Below are 16,828 nucleotides of genomic sequence, written 5' to 3'. Positions count from 1 at the left end.
CTGCCATCATCTGTGAAAAATTAGAGTTGTGTGGCGCCTCCATCCACGGTGAGGTCAATCCCTGTAATGTAAGATGAATCATCTGATGCGAGAAATAGGGCGGCTGTGGCAACTTCATGTGAGCTTCCCATTCGCTTCATGGGGTTTTGGTCACCAAAGCTTGCTTTCATGCCTGGAACTTCTTCTGCAGGAACGCCCACTTTCTCAAAAATAGGGGTATCAATTGGTCCAGGAGCCAGAGCGTTCACCCGGATTTTTCGCTCGAGAAATTCAGTCGACAAGGTTCTGGCCAGATTCCGAACGGCCGCTTTGGTTGCGCCATAGACACTGGAATTGGGAAACCCTTTCTGGTCCGCGATGGACGAATTGATAATAATCGACGCTCCTTCGTTCAGAAGCGGCGAGGCTTTTTGAATATTGAAGAACAGGCCTTTGAAATTGACATTGACCATCCTATCGAATGTGGCTTCGTCTACGGTGTCAAAGGGGCCAAAGATCGCCATGCCGGCATTGAGGAAGAGAACATCGATCCTTCCCGCCGTCTTGTGTATCTGTTGATACAAATCCGCGATGTCATTGAGATTCCCGGTATCAGATACGAAGCCGGCACTCGCTCCTCTGATTTCTTTCACTGCCGCTTCCACAGCCTCTTTCCTTCTTCCCGTAATGATCACCCTGGCCCCTTCAGCCTGAAATAATTTGGCTGTGGCCAAACCAATCCCACTATTGCCACCCGTAATGACGGCCACTTTGTCTTTGAGTCTTTGAGACATAGGAATTTTCCTTTCAGGAAGTGTTGAATAATAAAGATTTTTAAGGGCAAATTTGCCCAGGATTAGATTACTCATCAAAGGCTCCGGGTCGGTTCAAAAAAGTCCGTCCAGCAAGGCCGCAGCCGTTTTTACGCACGGAGCGTACGCTTAGTACGTGAGCACGGAAAAATGGCGAGAACGCCGCTGGCGGCTTTTTTCAACAGACCCCTTCAAGGTGGAAAGAGAACATTCCAATCGTGTGTCACTCCAGTAAAACATTTTAGAATGAGATTTTCATCTCTCTTCCAACAACGCATGAGAGAATGGTTCTGAGGTGTTGGTCGTGAGACGAATCATCAGAGCTCACCGTCATCTTCTTCCCATTTTCTCTTGATGGCTGCGGCTCGCTTCCGTTGCCTGGTAAACGCCCAAAAGGCCAGGAGGGTGATCGCGAGCCAGATCATTCCGGAACTGGTGGCCACAGGGATCCAGCGATTCCAGAGTGTCTGCCGACTCCAGAACTGCGCTTCTGCTTGCGCGAGTGTCATGAAGGTGGCTTGCGCAAAGGCGTCAGGAAAGGACATGCCTTGTTGGATTTTTGCCAGAATACGTTTGGGGGTATCCTGTCCTGTATGTTCCAGGAGGTCTCGCGTAAAGGCGTAAGCCAGCACATAGGCCCGTCGGACAGAGGTCTCGTCTTTGCTGAAGAGAGTATTGAGTTCATTCAGAGAGACTTGCGTGTCTGAGACCATTGCCCAGACTAGTCGGGCTCGGTCTTCCAAATCCCACCTTCGGGCGGCCATCATCGCTAATCCCTCATCAAACCATCGAGGCAAAGGCTGTTCTCCTGCCGCACGATGGGCCAGGATATGGCCGATTTCATGCAGGAAGACCTCGTTGAGTGAATCATTCGGATAGGTCAAACTCCGGTCAGTGAGGAGCACAATTGTGGAAGTCTGACTGACTGCGTAACCAGATACCCATTCCGGCGCTTCCTGTGCAAGGGGCGATTCCTTTGGCGCCAGGATGACTCGAATGGGAAGTCCGGGATGTTCAAGTCCCATAAAGTCCATCATACGCTGAAGGGCTTGTGGGTTGCTGTCCTTCAAGTTGGCAGCTAACGGTTCCAAGGATTCCGGGGCTTCAATGATGAATTGGGGGGAGGCGGCTCCTCTCACTAGTCCGGGGTGAGCCATCATCACCATGATCGTCAGAAAGAGGAGTTGGAGTCCAATCAGTGCACTATGACAATTGGATTTGCGAAATCGTTGTTGGATTCTGCAAAAACGCATTGGCTAGCCCGGGAGTGAGGTTTCTCTGAGGAAAGCTTGAAGGCCTGTATGGATTTCCGAATGCCTGGCTTCAAATCTCTGCATTCAGGTGGTCAAGGATGATGCGGGCGTCGGTGATAGGATCCGTGGTCATGGGCAATTGTGTCTGTTCCGTCACTTTGGTCAGAAGTCGTTGCGCCGCCGCTCTCACCGGTAATGGAAACCTGGTTTCTCCTTGGATCTGCCGAAGGTGATGCATGGAATCTCCCTTCCAGTTTGCCAGATTCTGTTGCTCCGCCCACTGTTGAGAGGCCAATGCGATGGCTCGTCGTGCGCATACTCTGGCCAAACCATCGTTCCCATTCTGGAGTCCCCTGGCGGCCTTGGTGAGTTCCTGTTCGATCTGTTCAGACCGACTCATGAATCCTGAGGTGCGGTACGATTGGCGTACAGTTCCCGCCTGGTCGCAATTCGATGGATGTGGACGACATGCTCGTCCGGGTCGATGGAGTAGAGAATGCGCCAATCTCCCACGGCGTATTGGACGAGACCGGGAAGATCCTCGTGCAGGGGTTCATGTCGAAGGTTGGCGACATTCGAGGCCAACCACTTGGTCTTATCCAACAGGCGCTGGGCCATACCCTGGTCGGTTGATTGAAGGTCGTCCAGGATTGCAGGCTGATAGGTGACGCGATACCAGGCCATGTCATCTCACCACTTGAGACCCAGTCGTTCTGCGACGGTTTCTCCCGTCACCCGCTCCGGGGAATTTAATACTTGTTTTAATTGTGCGCGCACCTTGTCATCCAGAGCCAGGCCAAGATCGGGATCGCCCAGCAGTTCACACAACCGGTCATCCACCATGCTATTAACCAGTTCTTTAAATTCTTTCTGAGAGAGATCGGAGATGTTCATGATGAAGCCTCCATTCGGATAAGTACCTGATTCTCTAATGTTTGATAGTGTTTCTACCTTATTTGATGAGGCTGAGCGGGATGTAATGGGACATTGGTCCTTTTGCCTTCACAATAACGTCGTGCTCTGCGAAACGCATCAGGTAAATTCTCAACTTCGGGATTGAAACCCTGCTCTTGTCCATTCAAGAAAAATCCAGAGAACGAAGTTTAGAAACTTCCAGCTTCCACGACATCATCGAGGCTGTTAATGTCCAGCCAATGCCCGACGGTGTAGAGCACCCGAATCGGATAGTTTCTTCGTAATAATTCCTGGAACAGGATGGCCATTCCTGCTTTCCGGTGATTCGGGTCGGCAAGAAGTTCGGTAAGGATCTCCTGCAATTGCGTGACACCTTGAGCCGAGACTTTAAAAAATCCCATCCATACGCCATGAATCATGTCCGAAGGCACTGCCCTGCCTAATTGCTTGAGATGAATCTGGGCGTTAAAGGCCTTTCGGGAATTCGGAGCGGTACATTCGGCAAATCCACCAAGCCTCGTATAACTCGTTTTTTCCTGCCAGTCGCTATCCACAAAAATGACAAAGTCATCCTTGGTTTGCAGCAATGCCTGAGGAATGTACGTGTTAAACAAGACGTCGCCATAGGATACGATGGTGTCCTGGATTCGGGCGTCTTTTGATTGAAGCGCTTTCAATAAGGAATCCAATTCTCCCGTTTCCGTGAAGGCATCGTTATCGACATAGGTCAAATTGGGAAGATTGACGGCTTCTTTCTTATACCCCCGGACCACAAGAATCTCCTTGATGCCCACGCTATTGTAGGCGTCAACGATATGAGCAAGGAGGGGGACGCCACGAATATTCACCATGGTTTTTGGTTTGTCTTCGGTGAGATCCCCTAACTCATCCCCCCGGGAAGCGGCCAGTACAATAGCCGATGCGCGGTCGGCACTTTTAGGAAGGTAGCGTTGCTCGGCTTCCATGAGTTCATCTGCACCTTGCAGACGAAAAACCTCAGAGACCGGCACAATGTTATCCTCAATGAATAAAAGATTTTCCTGTTTCTTCAGAACGCGAGCGGTCGTTTGCATGGTGGCGACTGCGGCGCGGAGCAGGTGATTCGCCCAAATCACCATGGAAAAGCCATGCTGCCGGAACACATCGGTGGGAGTGGAGTAATATTTCGTGGGCACAATCACCACGGGTGAGCGATTGCTCCATTCCCGCTTGAACGCCAGAATCTCATCCGGCACCGCCAGCGCACTGTGAATTAGAATGCCATCCGCTCCGGCCTGGCGATACGCCTCTGCCCGTCGCAAGGCTTCCGTCAGTCCCCATCCGCAGATGAACGATTCAACCCGGGCGATGATGCAGAAATCCGGATCGGATTGCGCATCTTTCCCGGCTTTAATTTTTCCACAAAATTCTTCCATGTCGGCCATGGGTTGTGTGTCACCCTTGAGAAAGCTATTCGTCTTCGGAAACAACTTGTCTTCAATGCACACGGCCGCGATATGACGTTGTTCTAGTTTGCGAATGAGACGCTGCATATTATTGAAGTTGCCGTATCCTGTATCTCCATCCAGGAGAATCGGAATGCGGGCCGCGTCAGACATGAATTCCAGATTGTCCAGGACCTGGGTCCAACTGGCCTCATTGTTATCTCGCACGCCGAATTGAGCCGAAATCGAAAGTCCGCTGGCCCAGATGCCATGGAATCCTGCTTCTTCTACGATCTTGGCGCTCAGCCCATTGTGCGCCTCGCAGATAAATTCAAGCTGGGGGGACAAGAGGAGCTTTTTGAATTGCGTTGATTTTGGCGGCTGGGGTTCGCTTGGCATAATCAGTAAATGGCACAGTGTTTCAGATCGTTCAATGAGGTAGTGAAGTCTACATCAAGGGGAATCTTGCTGCCAAACCTTTCCGTATCTGATTGGGAATCCTTAAAGACGTTTGGGGCTGGAATCTGTCGGATGAACGAATGGTAGAATGATTGATCCCAAGGCTTGTGACAGGTGTTGAAGATAATGGGGGCAGGACAAGGGCATAGCCAGGAGACCATGCCCTTGTCCAGATAAACAGTGAACAATTTATGGAGTGCGGCTGGTGATCTCAAGAAGGTGATAGCCAAACTGGGTTTTGACCGGGCCGTGGACCTTGCCGAGTTCGCCGCTAAACACAACCTCATCAAATTCTTTGACCATTTGACCCGGGCCGAACTCGCCCAGATCGCCACCTTGTTTGCCTGATGGGCAGGTGGAATGTTCCTTCGCGGCGGCAGCAAAATCTCCACCACCCTCAATTTGTGTTTTTAAGTTTTTGCATGCTTCTTCTGTTGAAACCAAAATGTGACGGGCGCGCGCTTTCGCCATGAGCATTCTCCTTCTAGTCTAGAAAATTGGACAATGGTTCTTTTCTCATGATTGACCAGCTGAGGTCAAATTTCATGAGAATCAGCCGGTGCAACCCGTGAAATCCTCTTGTTCATAACCTATTGTGAAGGGCGAATGTTCTGGTGATCAGGAACGGGTCGGATGAATGAGGCGCTATGATCATGTGAGACTGAAGGCCGGTGAAAGGAGGAAAGAGTCCTGGTAGAAGTGCACGAGATTCGCAAGAACGAGAGGTGGTGATGGAGTTGATAGATTAGTTGTCTGGATTCATCGCCAGGTAATCACAAATAAAATCCAAAACCAATTCGTCAAAATTGTTGAAAATGGTTTTGACCCCACCCGCCGTCACGACGCCTTGTTCCCAGGTAATGGCGTGTCCCGTGGAGGAGTTATGAACAAGGGCTACCAGTTGGTGGACTTCAAGGTCGATCCGACAGGCGTAACGCTTTGGGCCCAAGGGAAGAGCCGCCATATTGACATATAAATACGGCTCTCCGGGCAATTTGGCGGCTTCGAGTTCTTTGACCAGGCGAATCCCCGCCGTTTGCAATTGTGCCTCCACTCGTTTTCGCAACTCACTTCGGTTTAATACTCCCCTCAGCTCAGGACCTAGGTCCTCAACAACTACATAGATGCCATGTATCCCCCTTAGTGATTCTTTCCTCAGCATAGGATGATCAACCTCTCCGTCAATTCGTTCTAGCCAATAACAAGTGTTCTGCGTCCGCTCAGGGATTGTAGACCGATTCCCTAAGCCTTGTCCTCTTTTGCCTTTCGCAAATAATCACCAAGGATTCCCCGGCTGTGTTCATCATCGTGGCAGTATATGCAGAGGTTCTCCCAGTTCGATCCGTCCGGTGGATTGTTGTGGTGATTGCCGTCTTTATGGTGCACCGTGAGCAGATGTCTGGTCTTGAGGTCGAATTCTCTGGCGCATTTGGCACAAATAAGCCCGTGAATCTTCAGTGACTGTTCCCGATAGGAGCTATTGCTCGAGGCTGAAGGCTTGGGTCGCAGTCCTTTGAGGAGTTCGTCAAGGGGTTTGTCGACGGCAGGTTTTTGGAGCCGTCGCAGTTTGTGCCGACCCCGGTATGCATTCCCCATGATGTGCGTCCTTTCAAGTGATGGCGTCGTGGTGTTCTGGCGCCAGCGATGAATAGCCGCGTGAATTCAATGCCAGGATTCTCAAAGTTTTTCTGGTCTTTGTCAATGCGATTTGAAAGGACGCCGCGTTGAGCATGCCTGATGTGGTGTCAACCTTTGGATGCGGCCTTCGGGCTGGTTGGTGAGGAATCGTGTGGTGTGAGTCCTGCAAGCCCTATGCGGTAAGTGCTAAAATGATGATGAGTTCTGCGGATAGGGTTCGTCTGATTATTTCCTTTACAGGCACCCGCTTCGAGACGGGTGCTTTCACCAGGAGGGTGCCATGTTTGGTCCTATTACACTTCCCTTTGGGGCGAAAATGTTGTTTAACACCGTCAAATTGAAGCCCGGGGTTTCTTTCGATCAGGTAGAGCTGGCCGTTGGAGAGATGTGCATGGTCGTCAAGGAAACCTATGGCGGAGACAAAGGGGGATTCATCGCCGGGCAGGTGTTCAAATTTTCCGGTTTCGTATCTGACGAAGGGTCCTTAAGTGAATCAAAAACCGCAGATGACCATTACGCGATTGTGACCTATTGGAGTTCATTTGAGGATCACGAAAAATCTCATGCCGATGAACTGTTCAATAAGACATTCGCCGCTTTAGCTACGATGTGTTCTGAGACGAAAGAACTCGGCTACGACATGCTATGGCAGGGGGCGGCGAAGACGGGATGACGGAAATATGGGTCAGGTGAGAGGCCTCAATTCGATAGCCACCATTGTTTCTTGGAGACCCTGCGCCCTAATCCCTATGGACTGGTTGGGGTAACCGACCGGCAAAAATTTTGAGGAGGGATTGGGTGTGAGATTCTCAATCGGTAAATGATGTGATAAAACGCCATAAATATAACGACCGGAAGTAAAAGGAATCAGGGCTTTCGCAGGTTGGGGCCGCCAAAGAAAAGGCCGATTGAGATCATTCCCGTAGCCGCCACCATATACACAGCAAGGCGATTCCGTAACAGCACCGGGATAGGGGTGTTGGCGAGGAAATAACCAAGAATCGGATAAGCTCTGTGAAACAGTAATTGAGCAGATTGGAACACCGCAGGCCTTTCCCAGGAAACATTTCCAACGCGAAACCACTCCATTCACAGACCTGCTACTCCTCCCCTGGCGATCCCGATGAAAGAACATGCTCGGGTGGTCAAACTCCATTCTTCTATCCTTCCAGGAAACTAGTGCCAAAAATCCTCGTTATAAATGGTCACTCATTAAATCCAGTTCTTGAGGGCCACCAACACGGCCATACATGGCACTTCGGCAGTGATCGCTAAAGGGGAGGTGGTAATACAATATCCCGATGTTCTTGGTCACCATTTTCCGTAAACGGGCTTCTTGAGTTTCCTGATCCGCCTCTGTAAATGGATTGAGGCTGAAACCCATCCGCGCACTGGAAACCACGGCCATGCCATTTTGTCGAAGACTAAAAGCATATTGCCAATTATACTTTTGAATATACATGTCCTGGTCGGTAAAGATGATCGGGATCAACGGCATGTTTGTGTTGGCGTCGGCGACCTGTCTTGTGATGTCTGCCAGTATTTCTTCTGCAATATATTGCCCCCGATCGGGGTCAAAAGCCGAGACCGGCAAAGGGAGAGGAGGAAAAATGGTGATGGGAAGGCCGTATGTTTCTTGGAAGAATTGGGCATACATTTCCAGTGGCGGGGTTGGAAAACGACCCACAGGAATAAAGACAACTTCTCCCGAACCGCGGAGTTCCTCGATGCGTGCATATTCAGGCGGTGGCTTGATGAGACAATAGAGATTTGAGACTTCTCCGACACAAATGGTGATCACAAATAGGATAATTTTCAAGAGCCCATAGATCAGTTCAAGGGAGGACATGGGGAGAACTCAAACAATGGGAAAAGGGTCTACGGCACGCACGTGTTCCTTCCAGGAAAGCCGAGAGCATGCACCTAAAAGTGTCCGCACGGTCCACACCCATGGCATTACCATGGCTTTATCGGCAGGTTAGGGGAGTTCTGGAGAAATGACAGCAGATTCAGATAAGAGTATTAAGAGGAAATTCGGTTGATTTCGTAGGCATAAGGGATCCAGGATGGAAAATGTTTTGGGTCGAGGGTCCTCCTCGGTGGGGGAGGAAATAGGATATGAACACGATTGAGATGAGGGAAATGCTCAGGCGTTTCCACAGCATTTTTTATACTTTTTCCCGCTACCGCAGGGGCACGGATCGTTCCGTCCAATCTTGGCCTCGCTACGCACGACGGTCTGAACTCCAGGACTTTTGCCGTCGGTGAAATACCAGGTCCCCTTATGTTTCCGAAACTCGCTTAGCTCATGATGGATTTGAGGGCCTTCTTCGGTCTCAAACGTGGCCTTGAATTCGACGAGGCCCGCTTCGTCCTCTATTCCCCCTTGTTTCGTCGACAGAATTTCTAACCCCGTCCATTTGGTAGTTTCTGCCCACTTGCGATTAGCCTCAAGGTCAATGTCGTGTTTGGTTTTGGGGTCATGGGTCTTTTCGATGAAATCCATCTGGACTTGCGTATAGGCCGAATATCTTGCCCGCATGAGTTGTTCGGCAGTCTCTGCCTGTTTCACTCCGGTAATAATGGGCTCACAGCATTGGTTGAAGGTTTTTCCGCTCTGACACGGACACTGCATATGCGACTCCTTTTCTATGTGATGGCAAATGATGATTGACTCTTGTACGTCGCGAGTGACAGAAAAGTCAAAAGGCCCGGCATCTCATTTTTTTCGAAAAAAATTGGTGAGTCCCGGCAGCAGTCTTCCCGCCATTTGTCTCTGCTCGTCCCTCTCATGAATAGCTGGTCTGCCGCAAAAGCCATGCCCGGCGGACATTTTTTAATGCCGTGTTCCCACATTTCGGCACCCATATTGCGCATCATGCATGATTCCATCGGGAAAGGGGATAAATCAAATTTGGTTTTCCACATAGGTCCCGCCTGGTTTTTACTAGATTTCGGGATTGCTGTTGGGCGCGAAGCCTGATGAGCGAATAGGATAATTGAAAAATGTGTGGAAGTTATTTGTCAGTTGAGTTAGGCTTTTTTTCGAATTTGACCGGACCTCGCTCTGATAGAAAGAAGCTTTGCGTCAAAACAATGAAATGGCGCAGGAATTTGAGCATGCCGTAGACTTTCTTTTTTATGCGTATACGGGCGGATCACCGGGAGAATATTTTACACATGACGTGTTCTCCACTTGGTCAGGCGCAGCAGCAATGATTGTATAAATGGCTTTATTCCTAAAACTCATTCAGGGTTCTGGAGGAACACACATGAAAAATTTCAACCAAATGGTCACTGCGGGCACAATCGTCCTCATGCTCGTATTCCTTGCACCCCTTACCTATGGAGCGGAGACGGCCCGAGTCAGTGTCAGCACTGGAAATCTGCAGGGCAATAATAATAGTTTCCTTCCGGACCTTAATGAAAACGGCAGGTTTGTTACCTACTATTCCTTGTCGACCAATCTGGTGCCCGGTGATACCAACGGGGTGCGAGATATATTCGTGTACGATCGGCAAACCCAACAAACTACGCGCGTGAGCGTGGCGACAGGTGGAGGACAGGCCAATGGTGAGAGCCTTGAGCCTGCCATAAGCGCTAATGGGCGTTACGTGGCATTTCGGTCGGATGCCACCAACCTGGTTCCGGGGGATACAAATGGCACTACTGATGTGTTCGTCCATGATCGGCAGACAGGCATCACGAGCCGGGTCAGTGTCGCGACGGGCGGTGGACAGTCCAATAACAATAGTTTTACTCCAGCCCTGAGTGCTGACGGCAGGTTTGTGGCGTTCCACTCCTTTGCGAACAATCTGGTGCCGGGTGACACCAATGGAGTGTTAGATGTGTTCGTTCATGATCGGCAATCAGGGGCGACGACACGCGTGAGTGTGGCCACAGGCGCAATCCAGGGGAATAATACCAGTCGAGCGGGGTTTCTCAGTGCGAGTGGGGGTTTGGTGGCGTTTGAATCCGATGCAACTAACCTGGTCCCGGGCGATACCAATGGTGTGCGGGATCTGTTCATTCACGATCGGCAAACAGGGGTGACGACGCGTGTGAGTGTGGCCACAGGCGGAGGGCAAGTCAATGGTGAGAGTGTGGATGCCGAATTGAGTGCGGATGGTCGCTATGTCACATTTCAATCGGATGCGACGAATCTCGTCGCTGGCGATAGCAATGGAGTGGGTGATGTGTTTGTCCATGACCGTCAAACGGACACCACCACGCGCGTCAGTGTGGCAAGTGGCGGTCTCCAAGGAGGAGGAGAGAGTTCAGAGGGGACCATCAGCGGGGATGGAAGGTTTGTGGCATTTCTTTCTTTTGCCACCAATCTCGTTCCGGGCGATACGAATGGAGAGGGTGATGTGTTTGTGCATGATCGTCAGACCAACACCACCACCAGGATGAGTGTGACGACTGGTGGAGTGCAAGGCAATGATTTTAGTTGTAATCCTGCAATCAGTCAGGATGGTCGGATTGTCGGATTTTTCTCGGATTCAAACAACCTTGTTCCGGGTGACACGAATGGAATCCGGGATATTTTCATTCATAATCGCACGGCGAACTTTGATTTGGATGGAGATGGCAAGGCTGACATCGTGTGGCGCAATATCAATAATGGCAGCACGGCGATCTGGTTTATGAATGGGACGGCAATTGCTTCCTCAAGTTTCCCGGGCGGTGTCCCTCCGGCTTGGGAGATTGCCGGTATCGGCGATGTGAATGCGGATGGTAAGGCTGATGTGATTTGGCGCAATAGCACCAGTGGTACGGTGGCCGTGTGGTTAATGAATGGGCATACCATTGCATCGGTAGGGTTCCCGGGCACTGTCCCTACCGGTTGGGTGCTTGAGCAACTTGGAGATGTGGATGGGAATGGCACGGCAGACCTCGTTTGGCGAAACACCACTAGCAAGGTGGTTGTCGTGTGGCTGATGAATGGAGCGACCATTGCCTCATCAAAATCGCTCGGTGGTGTCCCGGGTGAGTGGAAGATTGTCGGAATGGGTGATGTCAATGCCGATCGCAAAGCCGATATCTTCTGGCGGAATAGCAACAGTGGGGCAGTAGCCGTATGGTTAATGAACGGGCTCACGGTTATGTCAATCGGAGTTCCGGGGAATGCCATCTTGGCCTTTGAGGTGGCTGGGGTGGGGGATGTTGATGGGAATGGGACCGCTGATGTGATCTGGCGCAATGCCGGAAGCGGTGCGGTGGCGTTCTGGCTCATGAATGGACTCACTATTGGCAGCACGGGTGCTTTGGCGGGCAAGGCCTTGGAGTGGGACATTGCCCAGGTTAGTGATCGGGACGGTAGCGGGAAAGTAGATTTGACCTGGTTCAACACGGATACCGGCGAGGTTGAGGTGTGGCTGATGAATGGGGTCACTGTTGGCTCAACAGGTTCACCAGGGACCACCTCTTCGAGCTGGGAGATTCAATAGAAATGCATTGGGCCTCTTTCCCAAAATTCAATCAGAGTGACGGGATTGGCCAAGGACTGGGGAGAAGAGTTTTCTTAACTGACTAGGGTGGGGGAGAGGAATCTCTACCTGAATAATAGAAAGCTGTGGAAGGTCACAGGGGGCTGGTTTTGTCAAAGACCAACCCCCTTCTTTCGTCGAACAACAAAAGACCATCCTATCCGAGGAAACAGGCTGTTCATCGCAATATGGTGGGAATGAGTATGGGGAAATAAAAAATATTCATTTTTCCAGAGGCGGCAACACCACCTGTTTTCTGTAGAAACCTCTCAATGACTAGATATTTATTTCATTCTGCCAACTCATCCGTCTATAACATTTCTGCGTCAGATCTGTTGAAATGAAAGTTAATTGGAATTTTCCTGATAGGATTATTGGATTTAATATTTTGCAGGAGTAAAAGGAACGAAACCCCTATGGTGAGACACTCCCGAAAATTTGAAATTGCCAAACACCTGGCGGAAATATTAGACCGGCGTTTTACGATTCCCGGAACCTCAATTCGTATCGGGTTAGATCCGATCCTGGGACTGATTCCAGGTTTGGGCGATGCTCTCGCAGGTCTGGCTGGATCAGTCATTCTTGTCGTGGCGGCTCAATCCCAACTTCCTAAAATCGTCCTCATCCGTATGAGTCTCAATATCGCGATTAACAGCGTGGTCGGTGCCATTCCCATTCTCGGTGATCTGTTCTCTGTCTGGTTTAAAAGTAATGTGAAAAATGTTGAGTTGTTGGAGCGATATGCTGTTGGGGATCGTCCAAGGTCCACTACAGGGGATTGGGTTTTCGTAATAGGGTTATTGTTAGTCGTTGCTTTGGTGATCGCCGGAACGGTGGTAGGGATCCTTTGGCTTCTTATGCGTATTTGGGAAATCCTGCAAGGCATGCAATAAATCTTAAATTTATGACCCCGCCGGAGGGAATGCTGATGATGGGAAAGCGACAATTCATGGTGGATCTTGTGGAATCCGATCGGAAGTTTTAAGCGAACGGCTACAGAGAAGGGGTCTATCCTTTACGATGTTCCTGTCTCCATCCATTTAAATCGGGGCTGTTGAAAAAAGCCGCCAGCGGCGTTCTCGCCATTTTCCCGTGCTCACGTACTGGAAGTACGCTCTGCGCGCAAAAATGACTGCGGCCTTGCTGGACGAACTTTTTTGAACCCCCCGAGGCCTCTGATATGCAGCGTGCCTGTGGGTCAATATGCCCTTGGAAATTAGTATTATTCAACACTCCCTTAATGTGTTTTTGAAAACCACTCATTTTGACTCCCTCCCCAGATGCTTGGAAGGGACACATTAATTGTTTAAATTGACTTCAAGTCGCGCGCCTACCACGACGGCGTTATTCCTGCCGGGAACCGTCCCGGGGTTCATGACGTATTGAAAATCCGGTTGAATGACGAGGTTTTGATTCACAAAGATGGAATAAGTGCATTCCAGCGTGATCTCCGTATTCTCAACCCGTTGTCCTGCCCGCCGTTGAGACTGTTTATACTCATGGCTATTCACTGCGGCTGCCACCCCGAACGCGGTTCGGTCAATTTTTCGGCCCGGAATTAATCCCTTATAGATGAACCCGCCGCCATAATACTGGGAAATGCGGTTCACGTTGGGGTCAGCCATTCCGGCTCGGCCAAAGAGAGTCAAACCTTGATCTTTGTCGTCCTTTTCATAATACACATCATATTCCGCTAACCCATATATCCCGTAAGTGCCATTTTGTTTTACAGGTTTTCCCGAACTATTGACCTTGTTGAGGTGATCCACAGAAGTGGTGTACCCCCAGAATCCGAGGGCAACTTTTGCTTCATAGACGAGAGGGGCGGATCTTCCAATCCGGCGGAAGGTCAGGCGACGAGGGAGTTCTTCGACCGTTTTTTCCTTTGTTTGTGTTAAATCAGCCGTGTTGTATTTGTAATATGCCAATTCCATGGAACCGAACAGGCCATCATCTTTTTTTAAACGAACATGAGTACCCCGAGCATTATTGGGATCCCCCGGAATGCCATCGGCGACCACGGCGCGAACCATGAGAGAATCGGTGAGGATGGCTTGTGCCCTGATTCCCAGAGAAGTCCCGGGAAAGGTGGACAGGTTGTTATTGCCACCAGCTCCAAGTTCCGCTCCAGTCCCGAAGGAGCTATTCAGAAAAAGTGTCGACGCGGATACGATGACATCAAACTCGGAGGTGATATCATACAGGCCGGCAAGCAGAGAAAAGCGTTCAAAAAGATTGTGCTGGTACCAGGCTTCGAACAGTTTCCATGTATCTGGTGCCGCAATGTTGCTCACCCCTTGGATGTCACCGACATTGTTGCTTGGATCGCCCCCATACAAGCCCAAGCCATACAGAAAAACCGTACCCCTCCAGCTAGGAACTAATTTTTTTAAATCCAGGGTGAGCAGGAGATCCAGATCCCCGGTAAGAGTGGTTTTTCGATGAATGCCGCCGGAGACATTGGAGAGGATATCCATCGTATTGGTGGCTTCCAAAAGGATTCCCTCATCCCTCAAACTTTTTTGGGCAGCCTTCGGTTTTTCAATGATCCTTTCCAATTGTTCAACCGCCTGACTTTCTTCAGAATGGGCTGGCACGGGAATCAACAAAATTAAAAGGATTAGCCCGCAAAGGATGTGAAGGATCATTTGTGTTCGACAGAATTTCATGCTGGTGAATCAGGCTCCAATGGGTTTGGTAGCCCGGAGTGTTGCCGGTGAGAGCAATGCGGGCGATATCGAATTTTTCGTAATGTCGCGCATCTCGTTCAGGAGATTAAACAGAGTCAACACTGGTTTATGGGCTGCCACCATTCCCCATGTGTAGTTCCCGGTCCCTAGTCTTTTTCATCCTCCCGTTTGACCAGGGTCGTGAGATAGTAATCGAGGTGTGTGGCGAATAATTGCCGGTTCCGTTGACTCAAGGCCGACGGCCCCCCGGTTTCGACGCCGCTGGCCCGGAGGGTCTCCATGAAATCCCGCATCATCAGACGGGCTTGAATCGTATCGGAAGAATGCATCTCCCCTCGCGGATCAAGCGCATGGCCGCCCTTCGCAATCACCTCAGCGGCAAGCGGAATGTCGGCGGTGATCACCAGGTCGCCGGCCTTGAGTCTTTTCACGATTTCGGAATCGGCCACATCAAATCCATCGGCGACTTGGATCGCCGAAATATAGGGAGACGGCGGGGTATACAAGAGGCGATTGGCGACAAGGGTCACTTGCACCGCGGCCCGGTCTGCGGCGCGAAACAAAATTTCTTTAATCACCTTGGGGCAGGCATCGGCATCAACCCAGATTGGCATGGTCGACCTTTATGGGTGAGGAGTAAAAAACTGCTTTCTTTGAATTTTCAAAACGTTTGTCTGAATTAAGAGAAAAGGAGGAGCGTTCTTGGTTCATAAGAAACGGAGGCGTTCGTTCACTCACACTTTGTGACCCAGACGCCGACATGAAGCGTTGATCCTGGGGGGCCAACGAACGATCCTTCGATGGGCGGAACGGATTCCGGCAATCTTGCAACGGCCACGGCAATATGATCAGTTCCGGCTATGGTTCCAACTGTAGGATCGAACCCCTTCCACCCGGCCCCTGGCAGGTAGACTTCGGCCCAGGCATGGGTGGCACCATAATCGGTTGCTGATGGTGGGGCGTGAAGATACCCGCTGACAAAGCGCGAAGCAAGACCCAAACACCGTGCGGCTTCCATGAACAGTAACGCAAAGTCACGGCAGGAACCGGTGCCGTATTCCAGTGTTTGCCCCACCGTTTGAACGCCCGGTTCTTCCCGCACTCGATAGGATAGGGTTTGGTTGATGTGGGTGCCAAGCCGCTGTAAGAGTGTGTACGTCTGAATCGGTTCATTTGATTGCCAGAAGCCGGCGATCCATTCAGTCAGTTGAGTTTTGGTGTTCGGCTCAGGGTATGCCATGTAGGGCAGCAGCATGATCCGGTCATCTGGTTGATAGGCAAACGGGTATACGACAGCGTAGTCGGCAACGAGAAAATCGAGTGGAGCTTCATTGAATTGCTGGATGATGACTTCGCTCTCAATCACCAGCTGGTTGGCGGCCACATCGAAGGTGGCTGTGGCCACCGAATTGCCTTCTACATCCCGATGCCAGAGCAGGTTGGCCGGCGGTGTGAGCTTCAGGTTTAACGACTCAATGTGCAGGTCATAGTCTTCCCTCGGACGCAAACGTAAATGATGCGGTCCAAGTGTCACCGCCCCCGAAAAATTATAATACGTCCGATGAAGAATTTTATACCGCTGCATATTGCATCCTACTCTGGAATTTCACCGGCATTAATATCTGAAGTACGCAACCACCGATACATACGTTTTATCGAGTGATAATCTAGCCATCAACCCGGAGAACATTTCTGACGAGTTTGCGACTTTGCCGACCGAGGATGACGTGAGCTGAGTGGGTATATCCTAGCTCCTTTCGAAACGCTAAAAGTTTCACCTCCTCATACTCTAAACTCTCCCCTATGATTTCCCATGGTGTCACTCAATTTCTGGGTGTGAGATGGACTGTTGTTCTGTTTAGGAATGGCTGAAGCCCATTGGTTTGTGGAGGTCAGCAACACAGCTTAGCATAATCTATAAAAGATGAAATCATCCTCAAGGAGAAGGGTGCAGGTTTCTCTGGGCTGTGCGAAGAGCACCTTGCCTGAGACCGTTTCACGTTCCATGTGATTATTCTTGTGTGGTCAATTAGGTTTATTTAGCATGTTTCTCCCTCGCCTGAATAGTTTCGTGCGTCATCAAAGGTGCATCAATGACCTGCCAAGGAAAAAGGGAGTCGGGTTAGATTTAATTAAACAGCCGCCAAAGGAATGTCGGCGGTAATTACC

The 16,828-nt window shown here is 50.4% G+C and carries 18 protein-coding genes; 3 read left to right on the top strand and 15 right to left on the bottom strand.

What is annotated here, in order from left to right:
- Positions 1–20: 20 nt before the first annotated feature.
- The 9 genes from ACTRXD_RS15370 to ACTRXD_RS15330 all read right to left on the bottom strand — a co-directional run bounded on the left by ACTRXD_RS15370 (position 21) and on the right by ACTRXD_RS15330 (position 6,438).
- Positions 21–773 carry an SDR family oxidoreductase gene (locus tag ACTRXD_RS15370; RefSeq protein WP_442432664.1) on the bottom strand — a complete coding sequence of 251 codons (753 nt, stop codon included), beginning with the start codon at positions 771–773 and terminating at the stop codon, positions 21–23.
- Positions 774–1,108: 335 nt separating this feature from the next.
- On the bottom strand, positions 1,109–2,044 hold the full coding sequence (locus tag ACTRXD_RS15365) for a peptidase MA family metallohydrolase (RefSeq protein WP_442432663.1): 936 nt from the start codon (positions 2,042–2,044) through the stop codon (positions 1,109–1,111).
- Between the two features lie 70 nt (positions 2,045–2,114).
- Entirely contained in the window at positions 2,115–2,444 is a 330-nt protein-coding gene (locus ACTRXD_RS15360) for a hypothetical protein (protein ID WP_442432662.1), read from the bottom strand.
- On the bottom strand, positions 2,441–2,728 hold the full coding sequence (locus tag ACTRXD_RS15355; RefSeq protein WP_312745979.1) for a type II toxin-antitoxin system RelE family toxin: 288 nt from the start codon (positions 2,726–2,728) through the stop codon (positions 2,441–2,443). The genes ACTRXD_RS15360 and ACTRXD_RS15355 overlap by 4 nt, the downstream gene beginning before the upstream one ends.
- A 6-nt stretch (positions 2,729–2,734) precedes the next feature.
- Positions 2,735–2,938, bottom strand: coding sequence for a hypothetical protein (locus tag ACTRXD_RS15350; RefSeq protein WP_442432661.1), 204 nt, complete (start codon positions 2,936–2,938; stop codon positions 2,735–2,737).
- Positions 2,939–3,147: 209 nt separating this feature from the next.
- Positions 3,148–4,782 carry a phosphoenolpyruvate mutase gene (aepX, locus tag ACTRXD_RS15345; RefSeq protein WP_442432660.1) on the bottom strand — a complete coding sequence of 545 codons (1,635 nt, stop codon included), beginning with the start codon at positions 4,780–4,782 and terminating at the stop codon, positions 3,148–3,150.
- Between the two features lie 249 nt (positions 4,783–5,031).
- Positions 5,032–5,313 (bottom strand): peptidylprolyl isomerase, encoded by a 282-nt coding sequence (locus tag ACTRXD_RS15340; RefSeq protein WP_312745986.1) that lies wholly within the window; start codon positions 5,311–5,313, stop codon positions 5,032–5,034.
- A 274-nt stretch (positions 5,314–5,587) separates the two neighbouring features.
- Positions 5,588–6,004 (bottom strand): hypothetical protein, encoded by a 417-nt coding sequence (locus tag ACTRXD_RS15335; protein WP_442432659.1) that lies wholly within the window; start codon positions 6,002–6,004, stop codon positions 5,588–5,590.
- Between the two features lie 80 nt (positions 6,005–6,084).
- A complete protein-coding gene (locus ACTRXD_RS15330) occupies positions 6,085–6,438 on the bottom strand; it encodes a YajD family HNH nuclease (RefSeq protein ID WP_442432658.1) in 354 nt (117 codons plus the stop codon).
- A 322-nt stretch (positions 6,439–6,760) separates the two neighbouring features.
- Between ACTRXD_RS15330 and ACTRXD_RS15325 the strand changes: the two genes are divergently transcribed.
- Positions 6,761–7,153, top strand: coding sequence for a hypothetical protein (locus ACTRXD_RS15325; RefSeq protein ID WP_442432657.1), 393 nt, complete (start codon positions 6,761–6,763; stop codon positions 7,151–7,153).
- A gap of 194 nt (positions 7,154–7,347) precedes the next feature.
- Here ACTRXD_RS15325 and ACTRXD_RS15320 read toward each other — a convergent pair whose 3' ends face one another.
- The 3 genes from ACTRXD_RS15320 to ACTRXD_RS15310 all read right to left on the bottom strand — a co-directional run bounded on the left by ACTRXD_RS15320 (position 7,348) and on the right by ACTRXD_RS15310 (position 9,115).
- Positions 7,348–7,569, bottom strand: coding sequence for a hypothetical protein (locus tag ACTRXD_RS15320; protein WP_442432656.1), 222 nt, complete (start codon positions 7,567–7,569; stop codon positions 7,348–7,350).
- 106 nt (positions 7,570–7,675) lie between these two features.
- Positions 7,676–8,329, bottom strand: coding sequence for a hypothetical protein (locus tag ACTRXD_RS15315; protein WP_442432655.1), 654 nt, complete (start codon positions 8,327–8,329; stop codon positions 7,676–7,678).
- 297 nt (positions 8,330–8,626) lie between these two features.
- A complete protein-coding gene (locus tag ACTRXD_RS15310; protein WP_442432654.1) occupies positions 8,627–9,115 on the bottom strand; it encodes a YchJ family protein in 489 nt (162 codons plus the stop codon).
- Between the two features lie 637 nt (positions 9,116–9,752).
- Here ACTRXD_RS15310 and ACTRXD_RS15305 point away from each other — a divergent pair.
- Positions 9,753–11,930, top strand: coding sequence for an FG-GAP-like repeat-containing protein (locus tag ACTRXD_RS15305; RefSeq protein ID WP_442432653.1), 2,178 nt, complete (start codon positions 9,753–9,755; stop codon positions 11,928–11,930).
- A 455-nt stretch (positions 11,931–12,385) separates the two neighbouring features.
- Complete coding sequence (locus ACTRXD_RS15300; protein ID WP_442432652.1) at positions 12,386–12,862, top strand: DUF4112 domain-containing protein; 477 nt, start codon at positions 12,386–12,388, stop codon at positions 12,860–12,862.
- A 405-nt stretch (positions 12,863–13,267) separates the two neighbouring features.
- Here ACTRXD_RS15300 and ACTRXD_RS15295 read toward each other — a convergent pair whose 3' ends face one another.
- From ACTRXD_RS15295 to ACTRXD_RS15285, 3 genes are all read right to left on the bottom strand, one after another.
- The gene (locus tag ACTRXD_RS15295; RefSeq protein ID WP_442432651.1) at positions 13,268–14,566 is read right to left on the bottom strand and encodes a carbohydrate porin; all 1,299 of its coding nucleotides are present in this window, start codon (positions 14,564–14,566) and stop codon (positions 13,268–13,270) included.
- A gap of 239 nt (positions 14,567–14,805) precedes the next feature.
- On the bottom strand, positions 14,806–15,273 hold the full coding sequence (locus ACTRXD_RS15290) for a YaiI/YqxD family protein (RefSeq protein WP_442432650.1): 468 nt from the start codon (positions 15,271–15,273) through the stop codon (positions 14,806–14,808).
- 116 nt (positions 15,274–15,389) lie between these two features.
- Complete coding sequence (locus tag ACTRXD_RS15285) at positions 15,390–16,244, bottom strand: transglutaminase family protein (protein ID WP_442432649.1); 855 nt, start codon at positions 16,242–16,244, stop codon at positions 15,390–15,392.
- Positions 16,245–16,828 lie beyond the last annotated feature (584 nt).

It is taken from the genome of Nitrospira sp. T9 (genome assembly GCF_052156535.1).
Taxonomy (GTDB): Bacteria; Nitrospirota; Nitrospiria; order Nitrospirales; family UBA8639; genus Nitrospira_E.
The sequence above is the reverse complement of the archived record's forward strand: the minus strand, read 5'-3'. Positions and strand labels throughout refer to the sequence as shown.

Bases quoted from the DNA above. Each gene is read 5' to 3' on its own strand.
- ACTRXD_RS15315 (WP_442432655.1), bottom strand. From the start codon at position 8,329: ATGTCCTCCCTTGAACTGATCTATGGGCTCTTGAAAATTATCCTATTT.
- aepX (WP_442432660.1), bottom strand. From the start codon at position 4,782: ATGCCAAGCGAACCCCAGCCGCCAAAATCAACGCAATTCAAAAAGCTC.
- ACTRXD_RS15355 (WP_312745979.1), bottom strand. From the start codon at position 2,728: ATGGCCTGGTATCGCGTCACCTATCAGCCTGCAATCCTGGACGACCTT.
- ACTRXD_RS15310 (WP_442432654.1), bottom strand. From the start codon at position 9,115: ATGCAGTGTCCGTGTCAGAGCGGAAAAACCTTCAACCAATGCTGTGAG.
- ACTRXD_RS15365 (WP_442432663.1), bottom strand. From the start codon at position 2,044: ATGCGTTTTTGCAGAATCCAACAACGATTTCGCAAATCCAATTGTCAT.
- ACTRXD_RS15305 (WP_442432653.1), top strand. From the start codon at position 9,753: ATGAAAAATTTCAACCAAATGGTCACTGCGGGCACAATCGTCCTCATG.
- ACTRXD_RS15340 (WP_312745986.1), bottom strand. From the start codon at position 5,313: ATGGCGAAAGCGCGCGCCCGTCACATTTTGGTTTCAACAGAAGAAGCA.
- ACTRXD_RS15360 (WP_442432662.1), bottom strand. From the start codon at position 2,444: ATGAGTCGGTCTGAACAGATCGAACAGGAACTCACCAAGGCCGCCAGG.
- ACTRXD_RS15320 (WP_442432656.1), bottom strand. From the start codon at position 7,569: ATGGAGTGGTTTCGCGTTGGAAATGTTTCCTGGGAAAGGCCTGCGGTG.
- ACTRXD_RS15285 (WP_442432649.1), bottom strand. From the start codon at position 16,244: ATGCAGCGGTATAAAATTCTTCATCGGACGTATTATAATTTTTCGGGG.
- ACTRXD_RS15325 (WP_442432657.1), top strand. From the start codon at position 6,761: ATGTTTGGTCCTATTACACTTCCCTTTGGGGCGAAAATGTTGTTTAAC.
- ACTRXD_RS15370 (WP_442432664.1), bottom strand. From the start codon at position 773: ATGTCTCAAAGACTCAAAGACAAAGTGGCCGTCATTACGGGTGGCAAT.
- ACTRXD_RS15350 (WP_442432661.1), bottom strand. From the start codon at position 2,938: ATGAACATCTCCGATCTCTCTCAGAAAGAATTTAAAGAACTGGTTAAT.
- ACTRXD_RS15330 (WP_442432658.1), bottom strand. From the start codon at position 6,438: ATGGGGAATGCATACCGGGGTCGGCACAAACTGCGACGGCTCCAAAAA.
- ACTRXD_RS15290 (WP_442432650.1), bottom strand. From the start codon at position 15,273: ATGCCAATCTGGGTTGATGCCGATGCCTGCCCCAAGGTGATTAAAGAA.
- ACTRXD_RS15300 (WP_442432652.1), top strand. From the start codon at position 12,386: ATGGTGAGACACTCCCGAAAATTTGAAATTGCCAAACACCTGGCGGAA.
- ACTRXD_RS15335 (WP_442432659.1), bottom strand. From the start codon at position 6,004: ATGCTGAGGAAAGAATCACTAAGGGGGATACATGGCATCTATGTAGTT.